The 14,959-nt window shown below is 65.4% G+C and carries 13 protein-coding genes; 2 read left to right on the forward strand and 11 right to left on the reverse strand.

Annotation, left to right across the window (positions count from 1 at the left end; translation table 11 throughout):
• Positions 1 to 126: 126 nt before the first annotated feature.
• Positions 127 to 1,773, reverse strand: coding sequence for a phospholipase C (locus tag XI02_RS25930; protein ID WP_080650432.1), 1,647 nt, complete (start codon positions 1,771 to 1,773; stop codon positions 127 to 129).
• A gap of 159 nt (positions 1,774 to 1,932) precedes the next feature.
• On the opposite strand from XI02_RS25930, the gene XI02_RS25935 reads away from it, so the two are divergent.
• Complete coding sequence (locus XI02_RS25935; RefSeq protein WP_145972846.1) at positions 1,933 to 2,250, forward strand: hypothetical protein; 318 nt, start codon at positions 1,933 to 1,935, stop codon at positions 2,248 to 2,250.
• 6 nt (positions 2,251 to 2,256) lie between these two features.
• On the opposite strand, the gene XI02_RS25940 is transcribed toward XI02_RS25935, so the two are convergent.
• The 10 genes from XI02_RS25940 to psrA all read right to left on the reverse strand — a co-directional run bounded on the left by XI02_RS25940 (position 2,257) and on the right by psrA (position 13,967).
• Positions 2,257 to 3,141 (reverse strand): alpha/beta fold hydrolase, encoded by an 885-nt coding sequence (locus tag XI02_RS25940; protein WP_018272029.1) that lies wholly within the window; start codon positions 3,139 to 3,141, stop codon positions 2,257 to 2,259.
• A 42-nt stretch (positions 3,142 to 3,183) separates the two neighbouring features.
• A complete protein-coding gene (gene hydA, locus XI02_RS25945; protein ID WP_018272030.1) occupies positions 3,184 to 4,596 on the reverse strand; it encodes a dihydropyrimidinase in 1,413 nt (470 codons plus the stop codon).
• Complete coding sequence (locus tag XI02_RS25950) at positions 4,596 to 5,360, reverse strand: aspartate/glutamate racemase family protein (RefSeq protein WP_018272031.1); 765 nt, start codon at positions 5,358 to 5,360, stop codon at positions 4,596 to 4,598. The genes hydA and XI02_RS25950 overlap by 1 nt, the downstream gene beginning before the upstream one ends.
• Positions 5,357 to 6,175 (reverse strand): GntR family transcriptional regulator, encoded by an 819-nt coding sequence (locus tag XI02_RS25955; protein WP_018272032.1) that lies wholly within the window; start codon positions 6,173 to 6,175, stop codon positions 5,357 to 5,359. Before XI02_RS25955 ends, XI02_RS25950 begins: the two co-directional genes overlap by 4 nt.
• A gap of 15 nt (positions 6,176 to 6,190) precedes the next feature.
• Positions 6,191 to 6,967: an aspartate/glutamate racemase family protein gene (locus tag XI02_RS25960; RefSeq protein WP_018272033.1), complete on the reverse strand. Its 777-nt coding sequence runs from the start codon at positions 6,965 to 6,967 to the stop codon at positions 6,191 to 6,193.
• Positions 6,968 to 7,019: 52 nt separating this feature from the next.
• Entirely contained in the window at positions 7,020 to 8,324 is a 1,305-nt protein-coding gene (locus tag XI02_RS25965) for an MFS transporter (protein WP_016846566.1), read from the reverse strand.
• Between the two features lie 363 nt (positions 8,325 to 8,687).
• Complete coding sequence (locus tag XI02_RS25970) at positions 8,688 to 10,004, reverse strand: MFS transporter (protein WP_016846567.1); 1,317 nt, start codon at positions 10,002 to 10,004, stop codon at positions 8,688 to 8,690.
• A gap of 84 nt (positions 10,005 to 10,088) precedes the next feature.
• The gene (gene phnY / locus XI02_RS25975; protein WP_018272034.1) at positions 10,089 to 11,537 is read right to left on the reverse strand and encodes a phosphonoacetaldehyde dehydrogenase; all 1,449 of its coding nucleotides are present in this window, start codon (positions 11,535 to 11,537) and stop codon (positions 10,089 to 10,091) included.
• A 26-nt stretch (positions 11,538 to 11,563) separates the two neighbouring features.
• The gene (gene phnA / locus XI02_RS25980) at positions 11,564 to 12,808 is read right to left on the reverse strand and encodes a phosphonoacetate hydrolase (RefSeq protein ID WP_018272035.1); all 1,245 of its coding nucleotides are present in this window, start codon (positions 12,806 to 12,808) and stop codon (positions 11,564 to 11,566) included.
• A 28-nt stretch (positions 12,809 to 12,836) separates the two neighbouring features.
• Complete coding sequence (psrA, locus tag XI02_RS25985; protein WP_018272036.1) at positions 12,837 to 13,967, reverse strand: iron-containing alcohol dehydrogenase PsrA; 1,131 nt, start codon at positions 13,965 to 13,967, stop codon at positions 12,837 to 12,839.
• A gap of 80 nt (positions 13,968 to 14,047) precedes the next feature.
• Here psrA and XI02_RS25990 point away from each other — a divergent pair, with 80 nt between their 5' ends.
• Entirely contained in the window at positions 14,048 to 14,956 is a 909-nt protein-coding gene (locus XI02_RS25990; protein ID WP_041482664.1) for a LysR substrate-binding domain-containing protein, read from the forward strand.
• Positions 14,957 to 14,959: the final 3 nt, after the last annotated feature.

Genomic DNA, 14,959 nt, shown 5'->3' on the forward strand with positions numbered 1-14,959 from the left:
GCGATGCGGGTGGGGGCTCTCTCCGCGACGTGACTCGTGGAGGGAGCCCCCACCCCAGCCCTCCCCCGCAAGCGGGAGAGGGAGCGCACCGCTTTCGCGTTGCCAATCAACCTAACTCTTCATGCTTTAGTGGTGATGGTGATCATCCGGCGGGCTGACGATGACCGTGCCGGCGGTCGGATCGAGGAACAGCGTGTCCTGCCGGTACTCGTGGTCCTGGCCGTGGCCGCGCTCGAAGTCGAACATGTCAGCGATCGATTCGACGTTGTCGTCGAACGAGCCGCCGCCGAGACGCTGGCCGTGCAGCCAGTTGTCCTCGATGAAGCGCACGACGGACGCCTGCGAGATGCGGGTGTGGCTGACGTAATTCCGCTTGGCGAAGGGCGAGATCACCAGGAACGGGACGCGCGTACCGGGACCGCAGCGGCCGTTCACCGGCTGGCCGTTGAGGCCGTTCGGCTGCGTCTGCTTGCCGACACCGCGACCGCACTGGCCGGGACCGTTGAGCTGGTCGGCGGTCGGATCATACGAGGCACTGATCGGCGCAAGATACTGGTGGTCGTACCAGCCGTCGGAGTCGTCATAGGTGATGATGACGGCGGTCTCGCCCCACTCCTTCTGCTTCTGCAGGAAATTGATCAGCTCGACATTGCCGGCCTGCTCGTCGAGCGGATCGGAGTTGCCGGGATGACCGTCCTGATAGGCCGGCATCTTGATGTAGGAGACGGCCGGGAAGTTGCCGGCCTTCACCGCGGCGTAGAAGTCCTCGAGATCGTAGGCATGATTGGCCGGGTCGAGCGTCTTGCCGCCGGGCACATAGGTGTGTCCGACCGCATTCACCGAGCTCGGCCGCGCATGGGTCGGGTTGGCGGTCGACTTGTAGTATTGGAACCAGGCGTGGTGCGGAATGTAGTCCACGACGGTGCCGTTGACGTTGCTCGAGAATGTGCTGCGGCCGCAGTTGGTGGTGCCGTTGCTGTTCTTGAGCGTCAGGTCGAAGCCGCCCATGAAGCTGCCCCAGCTGATCTGCTCGGCATTGAGCAGGTCGCCGATGTTCTTGCTGGTCATCAGGACCTGGCTGGTCGTGCTCGAGCAGGCATCGTAGGCAGGGTCGGTATCACCGATCAGCGTCAGGCCGCCCTGGCCGTCGGCGATCGACGATGACGAGCCGACGATGTTCTGCGCGCCGTTGGTCTGGCCGGCAACCACCTCGAGGGCGCCGGGCGTCGACGGACCAAAGGTGTCGGTCCAGCTGTTGTCGCTCATCGCGAAGTTCTGGGCGTAATTCCAGAACGCGGTGACGGTGTTGCCGTCGAAATAGCCCATCACCTGCCCGTTGGTGCCGAAAGCGCCGACGCCGCCGGCGGTTCCGCGACCGGTGAATTTCGGAAACAGGTCTTCCTTGCCGTTGTCGACCGCCTGCTGTTCGGGCGTGTAGGCGTGATTTTGCGACTTGGTGTTGGCCTGGGTGCGGTCGAGGCGGAACGGATTGGTCGCGCCGGTGCCGTTGGCCGGGTTGGTGTTCGGGTTGTTGGTCAACAGATTGGCGCTCGCGAGGTTGTTGACCTTCGGCGTATGCGGCTTCGCCGTGAACGGAATCGAGCCGGTCGGGTTGGTCGCAACCGGGTAGGTTGCGAAGTAGTGATCGAACGAGCGGTTCTCGTTGAAGATGACGACGAGATGCTTGATCGGCGTTTGGGTGTGAATGTCGTGCGGATGATGATCGTGGCCGTTATTGCCCTTGTTGTCGTCCTGAGCGGCGGCACTGCACATCACCGCAGCGGCAGCAAGCAGACAGACTCCGACCGTCGAAAGAAATTTGGCTTTCACCGTAGCGCCCCTTTTATTTTTGAAAGATTTATGACGTCGACCTGCGACAAGTTATCCATCGCCGATGACAGCGCTGTGTCGGTCGAATGACTGCAACGAACGATGATGCGCGCTGATGTTCGCTTCGGTTGCAGCAGAGATCGGGAGATCAATTTCCGCGCGTACGACAGAGGCCCCACCTCTTCCGTCTCACACGAGCGGCTAATTGTGGCCGCGGTTTCAGTCAAAAGCCTTGGAATTGAAGGGATCGCGTTGGAGATGACTGCAGCAGTCAGCAATCATGCGAACAAGTCATGCGCCGCCGGCCGTCGCGGCTTGCTCACGCCCGAAAAATCCGCGCTTCCGAGGATGCTCGAAAAGCGCGGATCTTTTGGTCTAGTAGCAGATGAAGGCCGCGAAGTCAGTTCGGCGCGGCGGTGAACGAGGCTAATCCTTCATCCCCGTAATCGAGGCACTGACGGCTCTGGGATCGCGCTGCGGCCAGCGGCCGCTTTCGACCTGCGACAGGAAATCGCCGACGATCCGGTTGTATTCGTCGGGCTCCTCGATGTTGATGGCGTGGCCGCAGTTCGGCATCACCGCGAGCGCCGCCGACGGGATGCTCTGCTTCATCAGGATGCCCGGCAGCAGGCAAGGCCAATCCTCGTCGCCGGTGATGATCAGCGTCGGCACCGTGATGCGCTTCATCTCGTCGACCAGCGTGTAGAGCGAGGGACGCTCCTTCTGCACGCCCTGCTGGGTGTTGGCCGATCCCACCGCCGAATGCTCGGCCAGCATGGTCTTGAACTCGGCGTGGCCGCGCGGGTCCTTGTTCTCGTATTGCACGCGGGTCGGCCCATAGGCGTAGCGCTCGGCGAAGGCCGGCATGCCTTCCTTGCGGATCATGTTCGCGATCACGTCGGCCTCGGCGCGAAACGTCTCGCGCTTGTCGAGCTCCGCGCCGTAGCCGCAGCCGCCGATGCACAGCGACAGCGCCCGATCAGGGTGACGCAATCCGAAATGCAGCGTCGCAAAGCCGCCCATCGACAGACCGACGATATGCGCCTTCGGCGCGCCGATGTGGTCGAGCACGGCGAGGATATCGTCGGCGGCGCGCGCCTGCGAATAGGACGAGACCTGATCCGGCACATCCGACGGCGGAAAGCCGCGCGCATTGTAGGCGATGGTCCGGAAGCGCTTGCCGAAGTGCCGCATCTGCGGCTCGTAGCTGCGCAAATCGCCGGCGAACTCGTGGACCAGGATCACCGGATGCCCCGATCCGGTCTCCTCGAAATAGAGCCGCACTCCGTCGTCTGTCACAGCATAGGGCATGTTGATCTCCTGCCTTCTCTCTTTTGTTACGGGATGGTCGCGTTACGGAATGGTCGCGGCCTTCGGCGGCTTGGCGCGCGGCAGATAAGTGCCGTGATCCTTGCCGCCGACGAGCATCCCGTTATCGACCACGACCTTGCCGCGCACCATGGTCAGCACCGGCCAGCCCGTGACCTCGAGCCCTTCATAGGGCGTGTAGTCCGCGCCGTCGTGGATCAGCTCGTGACGGATCGTCACCTTGCGCTTCGGGTCCCACAGCGCGATGTCGGCATCCGAGCCGACCGCGATCGTGCCCTTGCGCGGATAGAGGCCGTAGATCCTGGCGTGGTTGGTGGCGCTGAAGGCGACAAAGCTGTTGAGGTCGATCCGCCCCTTCACCACGCCTTCGGAGAACAGGATCGGCAGGCGCGTCGCCACACCCGGGATTCCGTTCGGCACCCAGCGGAAGCTGGTGCGCCCCTTCGGCGCAAGCTTGCCTTGCGGGTCGTCGTAACGGAACGGACAATGGTCCGACGAGAACACCGAGAACACCTTCTGCTGCAGACCTTCCCAGCAGGCCTGCTGGCTGGCGACGTCGCGCGGCGGCGGCGAGCAGACGTATTTTGCGCCTTCCATGTTGAGCTGATCGAGATCCTTTTCGGTCAGCATCAGGTACTGCGGACAGGTCTCGCCCATGACCCGCAAGCCCCTCTGCTGCGCACGCCGGATTTCGTCCATCGCCTCGCGGTTCGAGACATGCACGATCATGATCGGCACGTCGACGAGCTCGGACAGCGAGATCGCGCGATGGGTGGCCTCGCGCTCGACCGGGATCGGCCGTGACGTCGCGTGGAAGCGCGGCGCGGTGTTGCCGGCGCGCTCCAGCCGGTCGGTCAGGAAGCGGATGGCGTCGAAATTCTCCGCATGCACCATCAGCATGGCGCCGGTCTCGCGCGCGACCGACATGGTCTCCAGCAGCTCGCGGTCCGACAGCGCGAGCCCCTCATAGGTCATGAAGACCTTCAGCGAGGTGTAGCCGTCCTCGACCAGCGCCGGCAGCTCCTGGCCCAGCACATGCTCGGTCGGATCGGTGAGGATGAGATGGAAGGCGACGTCGACATGGCACTCGCCTTCGGCCAGCGAATGGTAATGCTTCAGCGCCTCGCGCAGCGTCTGGCCCTTCTCCTGCAGGCAGAACGGCAGCACCGTGGTGTTGCCGCCGAACGCCGCCGAGCGGGTGCCGCTGGCAAAGCCATCGGCCATCACGATGCCGTCGCCGGACGGCTGGGCGAAGTGGACGTGGCTGTCGATGCCGCCCGGCAGCACCAGGCGGTCGGTGGCATCGATGATTGTGGCCGCATCGCCGAGATCATGGCCGAGCGCCGTGATCTTGCCGTCGCGGATACCGACGTCGCAGGCGAAGGTGTCGGCAGCGGTCACCACGGTGCCGCCGCGGATGATGGTGTCGAAGGACATCAGTTTGTCCCCTCCTTCGGTGAGCGGTGTTCGATGATTGCGGCGAGCGGCTCGGCGAGCCCGCGCGTCGGCTTCGGATCGGGACGGCGGAAGGTGCCGGCCACCGCCTTGCGCGGCTTGAGCATGGCGAGCGTTTCAGCCTGCCGCACCGCCGCCGCGACCGGATCGACCACCGGCACCGGAATGCGGTCGCGGACCTTTGCCGCGAGTCCGGCGAGCGGCGCGCCCGACAGGATGACGACGTCGGCGTTGTCCTGCTCGACCGCGCGGTTGGCGAGCGCGACCAGCAGTTCCTCCTTCTCGGCCTGCACCTGCGAGATCGACTGGAAACGACCGTCAAGCGCGCGGATGCCGGCGCAGCGCGCGTTCAGCCCGTGCATGGCGACGCATTCCTCGTACCAGGGCGCCAGCGCGCCGGCAAAGGTGACGATCGCAAACCGGCGGCCGAGCATGCAGGCCGTCAGCATCGCAGCTTCGGCCAATCCCACGACGGGAAAGGCGAACAGCTCACGCGCGCCAAACAGGCCGGGATCGCCGAACGCCGCGATCACGGCGGCATCGACGCCGGGGGCGGCTTCGGCCAGCATCTCCAGCGCGATCGCGCCGCCGATCTGGGCCTCCGCGCGAGTCGCGATATAAGGCACGCCGCGCGCGGCGGTGACCGGCACGAGCTCGGTGCCGGCCGACGCCGCCTTGCTGCCGGCGGCATGAAGCAGATCCGTCACATCAGCCGTCGTGTTGGGATTGAGCAGCAGGATCTTCATGGCGCAACGTTCCTCGTCTTCCGGCCACGCGGTCTTGCCGGTGCCTCCGGTGCCGCAGCGTCGTCCGCCTCGGCATCCAGCGTCTTGGCGTCCAGCGTCTCGGCGACGATCTCGCCGGTGCGGCGCACGTGATGGGCCAGTATCTGCCCGGCCCGTGCCGCATCGCGGCGCTTCAGCGCGGCCAAAATCTCCTGATGCTCCCGCACCGATTCATCCCAGCGGCCGAGCACCGACAGCGCGAAGAAGCGCGCGCGCTCGGCCCGCGCCAGCAGCGCCTCGTGTGTCGCCTTCAGCACGGCATTGCGGGCGAAGCCGACGATCGCCGAATGGATCTGCTGATTAACTTGAAAATAGTCGCGCAGCTCGCCGCGGCCGTGATGCCACTCGATCTTGTCCTGCAGCGCCGCGAGCCGTTCGAAGTCTTCCGGCTCCATGCGCAGCGCGGCGAGCTCGGCGGCGCAGCGCTCGATGCCGCTGACGGCCTCGAAGAGTTCGGCGAGCTCGGCGCGGCGGAACGGCGCCACCACGGCGCTGTGGTTGAGCCGCAGCTCGACCAGGCCCTCGCTCGCCAATTGCTTGAGCGCCTCGCGCAGCGGCGTGCGCGAGATGCCGAGCGCGTCGGACAAGTCGGCCTCCCCCAGCGATTGCCCCGGCGCCAGCTCGCCGCGCACGATCATGGTGCGCAGCCGCGCCGCAGCCTGCTCGTGCAGCCCGACCCGCGGCACGCGCAGGCGGCGCCGTTGCAGCGCCGTCATCGCCCGCTTGGGTTCCTTGGTACGTCTGGTCGCCTTTGTTTTGGTCTTGGCTTCAGTCACCGCTTGCCTGCATTGTCATGATTGGAGATCGCGCCCTCCCACGTGGATCGCGGTGGCCGCGCGCAGATCGGGGTTCGTGAACAGGCTGCCCCAGCCCTGCACGCGCGACGGAACGCAGCCGGCAGCTGTGAGGCACGCCCACAGCGTCACAGCAATCGAATCCAGCACCGGGACGCCAAACCTCCGCTCCAGCCGCTCGGCCGCGCCGGCGCCGCGCATGTTGGTGCAGAGCACGACGGCGGCATCGCAGCCCTCGCGCACCACCTCCTCGATCAGCCTTGCGATCTCGGCCTCGCGGACCTCGGCAAAGGAGAAATTGTCCTGCAGCGACAGATGCCGCTCGGCAAAACAATGCAGCCCTTGCGAATTCCAGTTGACGATGATCCGCTCCTGCACGTCCTTGCGATATGGCGTCACCAGCCCGATGCGGCTGGCGCCGATCCGCCGCAACAGGTCGCGATAGGCCAGCACCGTGGTGCAGGCCTTGATACCCGTTGCCGCCGTGATCTCTTCGCACAGGCTCTCGTCGCGGTCGAAGCCGAGCCAGCTTGCCGAGGTGCCGTTCCAGGCGATGACGTCGACCTTGGCATGGGCGAGCAACTCGGCCGCGCGAAGAATCTCGCTGGCGTCGAACTGGCGCAGCGCCTGCTCCGACAGCGCGATCTCGGTCACCTTGAAGCGCGAGAAATGCGCCGAGACGTCGTCGATTCCCGATAGCATCGCGCAGGTGATCGGCTCGAGCGCGGTATTCGACGACGGCGTCAGCATGCCGAGCCGGACGGGACGTGTCATTGGTGAGCCTCATCAAGCGGCCGAACCCTTGGCAGATTCGGCCGCATCCGTTTTAGACCGGGAGCTTGCGGCTGTAATCGATCATGGTCGAGCAGATCAACAGTGCAATGCCCGCGGCGGCGAAGTACATCAAGGCCAGGAAGTAGGAGCCGGTGGCCTGCACGATGAAGCCGACGATCAGGGGCGTCGTGATGCCCGCGATGTTGCCGCCGAGATTCATGCAGCCGCCGAGGAAGCCGGACTTGCCGCGCCCCGCCAGCGCCGACGGAATCGCCCAGTACATGCCACACCAGCGCAGGAAGAACAGCGTCGTCGACAGCAGCACCACGACCGCGACCGCGTTGGTGACGTAGGCGACGAGGAAGATCGAGACCGTCGCCATGATCGCCGCGATGCCGAACAGCGTGCGGAACACGGTGTTGGGCGCCCCGCCCCGCTCCCGCCAGTTATCGCCGATCCAGCCGCCGACCAGCTCGCCGACGAAGCCTGCGAAGAAGATGATGAAGGACGCGCCGCCCAGCGCCTTGATGTCGAAGCCGTGCACCTTGAACAGGTAGGTCGGCATCCAGGTCAGCAGCCCGTAGAAGGTGGTGTTGAAGAACATCCAGCCGAGGCACATGCACCACACCGAGCGAAACCGGAAATACGCCATCCAACTTGCGCCCGAAGACGGCGGCGTCGCCGCATCCTCGATCGCATGCGCCTCCTCGAGATAGCGCGCCTCGGCTTCATTGACCGACGGATGCTCGCGCGGCACGTTGCGGATGTAGTACCAGGCCCACAGCCCGCACAGCATGGTGCCGACGCCGGCGATGACGAAGGCGACGCGCCAGGAGCTGAACGCCGCCATCAGCCAGGCGATCACGATCGAGCCGAGCGCCGCACCAAGCGGCGCGCCGCCGTCCAGCAAGGTGGCGCCGCGGCCGCGCTCGGTCTGCGTCATCCAGATCGCGTTGAGCTTGCCGCCGGCCGGATAGATCGGCGCTTCCGACGCGCCGAGCCCGAGCCGGGTCAACAGCAGCAGCATCCAGCTGGTGGACAGCGCAGCCAGCGCCTGGAAGAAGCCCCAGAACAACGTCGCGAGCGCGATCACGATGCGCGGCTTGAAGCGATCGGCGAGCATGCCGCCCGGCACCTGCATCAGCGCGTAGGTCCAGAAGAACGAGCTCAGGATCAGGCCCTGCATCGCCGGATCGATATCGAACTCCTTGGCGATGACCGGCATCGCGACCGAGAGCGAGGCACGATCGATATAGTTGATCGAGATCAGGAACAGCATCAGCAGGAAGATCTTCCAGCGCACGCCGCTCGGCTTTGCCGTATCTGCCATTGCGATGGTGGACACCTGATCGCTCATTGCTCGCTCCTCCCGACAGATTGTTTTGCCCTGGCGCGACCCCCGTCCTTGAAGGTTGCTGGCCGCTCCTGCCATGCGCGAAGTCTGCTTCAAGGCGGCCGAACCGACAAGCACATTTTGTATTCTGCATGCAATTTATGATATCGTACTGATATCACTGTATATATTATTATCTTGGCACTATAATTGAGCACCAATGATCAGGGATTGGGCGCCGGATCGCTCGCTCGAGCCAGGCAAGTTCAGGGAATTGGTCCCCGCGTGCGGCTGCAGCGATCGCACGCACAACGGCGTTCCGCTCAGTGGTCCGCGCTTCCCGTCGGAAGCGCGGACCTGCGGTGAGCCGCTGATAGGGATCGTTCGTCAGCGGCGGATGAAGGCCGCAACCACCGCGCTGGAGGTGGCGCAGACCGCGACCACCAGGAACACCAGCGAGGTCTGGTTATGCTTGTCCATGAAGTGGCCGATCATCGGCTCGCCGAGACCTGCGAACAGATAGGCGAAGAAGTTCATCACCCCGGTTGCGGTCCCTGCCCGCTTGTGGCCGACCAGATCCGGGCACAGCGCCCAGAACGAGGATTGCGGGCCGTAGGTGAAGAAGCCGCACAGGAACAGCACGGCCATCCCGAGAACGACGTCCGAGGTCGGGATCGCGTACATGCACAGCGAGGTGACCGCGGCGAGCGCCATGTAGAGCACGATGGCGAGGTAACGGCGCGAGCCGAACACCTTGTCCGAGACCCAGCCATTGCTGAACGCGCCCACCGCCATGCCGACCGGCAGCGCGATGCTGATCCAGCGCGGATCGATCACCGAGGCGGCGCCGGCCTTGGCCCAGTTGCTGCCGAGGAAGTGCACGGGCACCCACACCAAGAGGCCGTAACGCGCCGCGTTCTGGAAGCCGATCGCGACGCCGGCGACCAAAAGGCGCCAGTTCGACAGCACCGCCTTGTAGCGCGCCAGCGAGCCCTCATCGGCGCTGACCGCGGCTTCGCTTGCAGCGACATCGTCGGCCTCGTCATGCGGCGAGGCAAAGCCCATGTCCTCGGGCTTCTCGCGCGCGATCAGGTAGAACGCGATGCCACCGAGCAGCAGCAGCACCACCGGGATGCGGAAGATCCAGCGCCAGTCGAGCTGGAAATAGCCGACCACGACCAGCGAGGTGACGAACGACAGCACCGAGGCGAGACCGGCCGCGAATGTGTAGAGCCCGTAGACCGTGCCGCGCTCGTGCCGGCCCCACCAGTTCGACAGCAACCGGCTGCCCGGCGCCCATCCCATCGACTGGAAATAGCCGTTGATGCCCCAGAACGCGGTGAGGCTGACGATCCCGGTCGACAGGCTGGTGGCCCAGTTCATGATGAAGGAGAGGATCGCGCCGGCGCTCATCACGCGGCGGCCGCCGAACTTGTCGCCGAGATTGCCGTTGATGGCCTGCCCGACCGCGTAGCACCAGAGCAGCGCCGCGCTGGCCCAGCCCAGCGCCTCCTTGGTGACGCCGAACTCGGCCTGGATGCCGGGAATGGCGAAGCCGAAGGTTTGCCGCCCGGTGTAGAAGAACAGATAGCAGAACATCGCCGCGAACAGCATCCGCCACTGCGCACGGCGGAACGATGTCGCAAGCTCCGGATTCTGGACTCCGACCGAGCCGACGCCCGACGGACTGAACGTGATCGACATTGAGGCCTCCCCTGATTGATTGGTGATTGCAGTCGGCCGCCGCGTTGTTCTTGTCGTACGCGTGCGGCCCTCGTTCGGACGTCCCTATGCCGGCCAGGGCAGCGAATAGGTCTTGACGTTGGTGAAGCTCTTGATCGCCTCCTGCACGCCTTCCTTGTAGCCAAGGCCGGAGTCCTTGATCCCGCCGAACGGCGACATCTCGATCCGATAGCCCGGGACTTCCCAGACGTTGACGGTGCCGACGTCGAGCTCATTGACGAACCGCGTGATGTAGTCGAGCCGGTTGGTGCAGACGCCGGACGACAGGCCGAACGCGGTCGCGTTCGAGATCCGGATCACGCTGTCGATGTCGTTGGGCACGCGGATGATCGGGATCACCGGGCCGAAGGTCTCCTGCATCACCAGCTCGCTGGTGTAGGGAATCCGGTCGACCACCGTCGGCGGATAAAGCGCGCCGTCGCGGTCGTTGCCGTGTAAGAGCTCGGCGCCGTCGGCGACGGCGGCATTGACGCGGCGCTCGAATTCCTTCGCCGCGCCCTCGTGGATCACGGTGCCGACGTCGACCGTCGGGTCCATCGGGTCGCCGCATTTCAGCTTGCGCGCCTTCTTCAGCACCAGCGCAGAGAAATCGTCGGCGACCGCTTCGACGCAGAGGATGCGCTTCACCGCCGTGCAGCGCTGGCCGGAATTCTTGGTGGCGCCGGTGACCGCGAGCTCGGCCGCCTTCTCGAGGTCGGCGTCCTCCATCACGATCAGCGGATCGTTGCCGCCGAGCTCGAGCACCAGGCGCTTGTAGCCCGCCTTGCTGGCGATGTGCTTGCCGACCCTGACCGAGCCGGTGAAGGTCACGAGATCGGCGTCCGGGTCGGTGAGCATCGCATCGCCCATCGAATGCGGATTGCCGGTCACCACCGACAGCATCTCCGGCGGCAGCCCGGCCTCGTAAAGCACGTCGGCGAGCGCAAGCGCGGTCAGCGGCGTCAGCTCGGTCGGCTTCAGCACCACGCGGTTGTTGGTTGCGATCGCGGGGGCGATCTTGTGGCTCACCATGTTGAGCGGATGGTTGAACGGCGTGATCGCCGAGATCGCACCGAGCAGCGGCGTGCGCGTCGTGAAGATCTTGCGCGCCTTGCCCTGCGGGCTGATGTCGCAGGAGAACGTCTCGCCGTCGTCCTTGATCGCGAGCTGGCCGGCAAACGAATAGACGTCATAGGCGCGGCCCGCCTCGTAGAGCGAATCCTTCCAGCACAGGCCGGACTCGGCGGTGATCAACCGCGCGAATTCCTCCTTGCGCCCGGCCAGGATCTCGGCGGTGCGCAGCAGGATGCGCTGGCGCTCGTAGCGCGTCAGCTTCGGCTTGAACGCGGCCGCCCTGGCAAAAGCGCTGCGCACATGCTCCGGCCGCGCCGCCGGGACCGTGCCCACCACCTTGTTGGTATAGGGATTGAAAACCTCGACATGCTCGTCGGTGTCGACGAGGCTGCCTGCGATCCGCATCTGCTCGTGGCGAACGGCCGGGCTCTGCATGTTCATGGCACTGTCCTTGGGGTCCGAAGGCGTCACTGGATGCGGTTGAGCGCGACGTCGAAGGCGTCGAAATTGCGCAGGGCGTGGCCGGCCGGCAGCGCGATCTTGCGGTTGGCGATCAGCGGCACCCGCTCCTCGGTCAGCCCGCCATGCGAGCGCAGCGGCTCGGTCAAGCCCGAAAGATCGTGCCGGGCCTCGCTGGTGCCGAGCACCTTGTGCCTGGTCGAGATCACGACGATGTCGCCGATCCGGTCCGGCGGCAGCTCGAACCTGGCGCAGGCTTCCATGCGCGTCAGCGCAACCTCAATGCCTCCGGTCGCACGCAGCCGCGACAGCAGCGTATCGACGTTGGCGCCCTCCGGCGTGTAGATGGTCGCGAACGAGCCGAGCGAGCCGTGATGGGCGACATAGGGATCGGTGATCGGCAGGATCACGCGCGCCGCGCCCGCACCCGTCCAGTCGTCCATGACGTCCTGGAGGTAGATCACGTCGGGCCTGCCGTCAGGCAGGAACTTGTCGTTCATGCCGTGGTCGGCGGTCGCCACGATGTTGCAGCCGAGGGCATCGAGCTTCGCAAGATAGGCGTCGATCATGGCGTAGAAGTCGTTGGCGATCTTGGTGCCGAGCCCGACCTTGTGCTGGATGTAGTCGGTGGTCGACAGGTACATCAGATCCGGACGGTAGCGCTCGACCAGCTTGACGCCGGCCGCGAACACGAAGCGCGACAGATCGGCCGAATAGACCTCGGGCAGCGGCAGGCCGACGAAGTCGAGCACATCATCAATGCCGTTATTGGCCTTGGTGGCCTGGTCGGCCTTCTCCGACGAGAACGCGATGGCGCGGCCGCTGGAATAGTCCAGACCGTACGCAAGCAAGGTGCGCAGCTTGTCCTTGGCGGTGACGGCGGCGACCTTGTAGCCGGCGTCATGGACACCGGCCAGGATGGTCGGCGCGCGCAGGAACTTCGGATCGTTCATCATGACTTCGGCGTTGTTCGCCGTGTCATAGAAGTAGTTGCCAGCGATGCCGTGCACCGCGGGCGGCCGTCCGGTGATGATCGAGAGGTTGTTCGGATTGGTGAAGCTTGGGATCACGCTGGCGGCATGGACATGCGTGCCCTCCTTCATGAAGCGCGCGAAGGTCGGCGCGACGCCGGCCTCGATCGCCTGCTCGATGTAGCCGGGCTCCGAGCCGTCGAGGCAGATCACGACGGTTGGCCGCGTCGGCGCGTCGTAACGGCGCCCGTTGACGGTGATTGTCTTGCGCTTGTCTGGCATGATGCCTCTCCTTGTCACTGCGCCGTCGTCACGCGCTCACCGAGCTCGGCATCCGCAGCGTCTGCGCTGCCTCGATCAGCCGTTCCTTCGATCCTAAGAAGTTGCGGCCGCGCTCGCCTTCGAGCGAGTCCGCGATCAGCGCGTGCCATTCCGCGCGCTCGATCCTGTAGGCGGCCGGATTGCAGGAGATGCCGAGCCGCGCCATGAAGTCCTCGAGATCGTCGGCCGCCCGCGCCAGATCGGCGCCGAAGATCTGCTTCAAGCTGTCCTCGCAGAGCCCGCCCGCCCCTTTGACGCTCCGCAGCACCATCGGCAGCGAGAACGAGCAGGCGATGCCGTGCTGCACGCCGTGCCGCAGCGTGATCGGATAGGACAGCGAATGCGCGATCGCGGTCTTGGTGTTGGAGAATGCCAGGCCGGCGAACAGCGCCGCCTGCGCCATCCGGCTGCGCAGCTCGAGATTGCCGAGGTCATTGGCGAGCTTCGGCAGCACGTCGAGGATGCTGCGCGCCGCGGCCACCGCGTGGTTGGCCGACACCGGATTGTTGTTGACGTTCCAGATGCTCTCCAGCGCATGCGACAGCGCGTCGAGCCCGGTGCTGATGGTGAGGAGTTGCGGCTTGCCGAGCATCAGGCGCGGATCGATCACCGCATGGGTCGGATAAAGCGACGGACGCGCCAGGGAGTATTTCTTGCCGCTGGCCTCGTCCCACACCGTGCCCCAGCAGGTCACCTCGCTGCCGGTGCCGGCGGTGGTCGGCACCGCGATGATCGGGATCGCCGCGAGGCGCTCGGCGCCCTGCTGCGTTTCCAGATAGGTCTTGACCGTCGCGAAGTCGCCGCCGGCGGCCGCGAACACCTTTGCGGAATCGATCACCGAGCCGCCGCCGATCGCGACGATCACCTCTGGCTGGCTCGCGAGCCCGGCAAAGCGCGCGGCCTGCTCGGTAAGCAGGCGGTAGTCCGGATTGGGCGCGACGTCGCGGATGGTCAGGACGGACGGTCCCGCCGCGGCACGCAGCCGCCGCTCGAGCTCGTCGAAGACCGGCTCGCCATAGGTCACGAGCGCATAGGCGCGCTTGCCGATCAGTCCCGGCAGCTTGTCGAAGCTGTCGGCTCCGAATTCGATCCTCACCGGGTTGGAATAAGTCCAGTCCATCAGCGCGTCCTCCGTTTCGCGCGAAGGTACGGCGCCGGCTGCTATTGACAAATTCATTCTACGGATGCGTTCTATTGATTATGTCAATAGTGTTCAGCCAGCTGCGCGCCTTCCATGCGGTCGCCGCCCATGGCGGCTTCACCGCGGCCTCCCGCGTGCTCAACGTCGGTCAGCCGACGCTGACCATTCAGGTCAAGGAGTTGGAGGAGACCTATGGCGTCGAGCTTTTGATCCGGAAGCCGCGGCATACCGAGCTCACCGAGGCCGGCGCCGCGCTGTTCGAGATCACCCGCGGCATCATGACGTTCTGCGACGAGGCTCACGACCTCCTGGCCGCGCACGGCAAGGCCACCAAAGGACACCTGCGGGTCGCGACCGTCGGGCCGTTCCATGCCACCGAAATCATCGCGGCATTCAAACGCGATCATCCGGAGGTTCAGATCTCGACCCTGCTCGGCAATTCCGAACGCACCTTCCGCCACATCGTCGACTTCGAGGCCGACGTCGCGATCCTGGCGGAGGTGCCGGAGGATCCGCGCGTGACCATGATCCCCTACCGCACCCACCGCGTGATCGTGTTCGTCAACCGCGACCATCCCTGGTTCAAGCGCAAGTCGGTCAGGCTGCGCGAGCTGGCCGACCAGCCGATCGTGCTGCGCGAGCGCGGCTCGACCACGCGGCGCGCGTTCGAGGCGACGATGCAGGCCGAGGGCATCAGGATCGAACCGGTGTTCGAGATCGAGAGCCGCGAGGGCGTGTGGAAAGCGGTCGAGCGCGGCCTCGGCATCAGCGTCGTCGCCGACTTCGAATTCGTGCCGCATCCCAATCTGCGCGCGCTGGAGATCAGCGACCGCACCATCAAGACGCAGTACAGCATCGCGCATCACAGCGGACGCGGTCATTCGCCGATCATCAAGGCGTTCATCGACACGGTCCGGCGGATGAAAGGTCGTGATGCTAGCGCGAGGGGGACACAGCGGTTGTCGTAGCCA

The organism is Bradyrhizobium sp. CCBAU 21365, from assembly GCF_015291305.1.
GTDB lineage: Bacteria > Pseudomonadota > Alphaproteobacteria > Rhizobiales > Xanthobacteraceae > Bradyrhizobium > Bradyrhizobium elkanii.

Coding starts and splice junctions, on each gene's coding strand:
- XI02_RS25940 (WP_018272029.1), bottom strand. CDS start 3,141: ATGCCCTATGCTGTGACAGACGACGGAGTGCGGCTCTATTTCGAGGAG.
- psrA (WP_018272036.1), bottom strand. CDS start 13,967: ATGGACTGGACTTATTCCAACCCGGTGAGGATCGAATTCGGAGCCGAC.
- XI02_RS25960 (WP_018272033.1), bottom strand. CDS start 6,967: ATGACACGTCCCGTCCGGCTCGGCATGCTGACGCCGTCGTCGAATACC.
- XI02_RS25935 (WP_145972846.1), top strand. CDS start 1,933: ATGATGCGCGCTGATGTTCGCTTCGGTTGCAGCAGAGATCGGGAGATC.
- XI02_RS25990 (WP_041482664.1), top strand. CDS start 14,048: ATGTCAATAGTGTTCAGCCAGCTGCGCGCCTTCCATGCGGTCGCCGCC.
- XI02_RS25965 (WP_016846566.1), bottom strand. CDS start 8,324: ATGAGCGATCAGGTGTCCACCATCGCAATGGCAGATACGGCAAAGCCG.
- phnY (WP_018272034.1), bottom strand. CDS start 11,537: ATGAACATGCAGAGCCCGGCCGTTCGCCACGAGCAGATGCGGATCGCA.
- XI02_RS25970 (WP_016846567.1), bottom strand. CDS start 10,004: ATGTCGATCACGTTCAGTCCGTCGGGCGTCGGCTCGGTCGGAGTCCAG.
- phnA (WP_018272035.1), bottom strand. CDS start 12,808: ATGCCAGACAAGCGCAAGACAATCACCGTCAACGGGCGCCGTTACGAC.
- XI02_RS25950 (WP_018272031.1), bottom strand. CDS start 5,360: ATGAAGATCCTGCTGCTCAATCCCAACACGACGGCTGATGTGACGGAT.
- XI02_RS25930 (WP_080650432.1), bottom strand. CDS start 1,773: ATGTGCAGTGCCGCCGCTCAGGACGACAACAAGGGCAATAACGGCCAC.
- hydA (WP_018272030.1), bottom strand. CDS start 4,596: ATGTCCTTCGACACCATCATCCGCGGCGGCACCGTGGTGACCGCTGCC.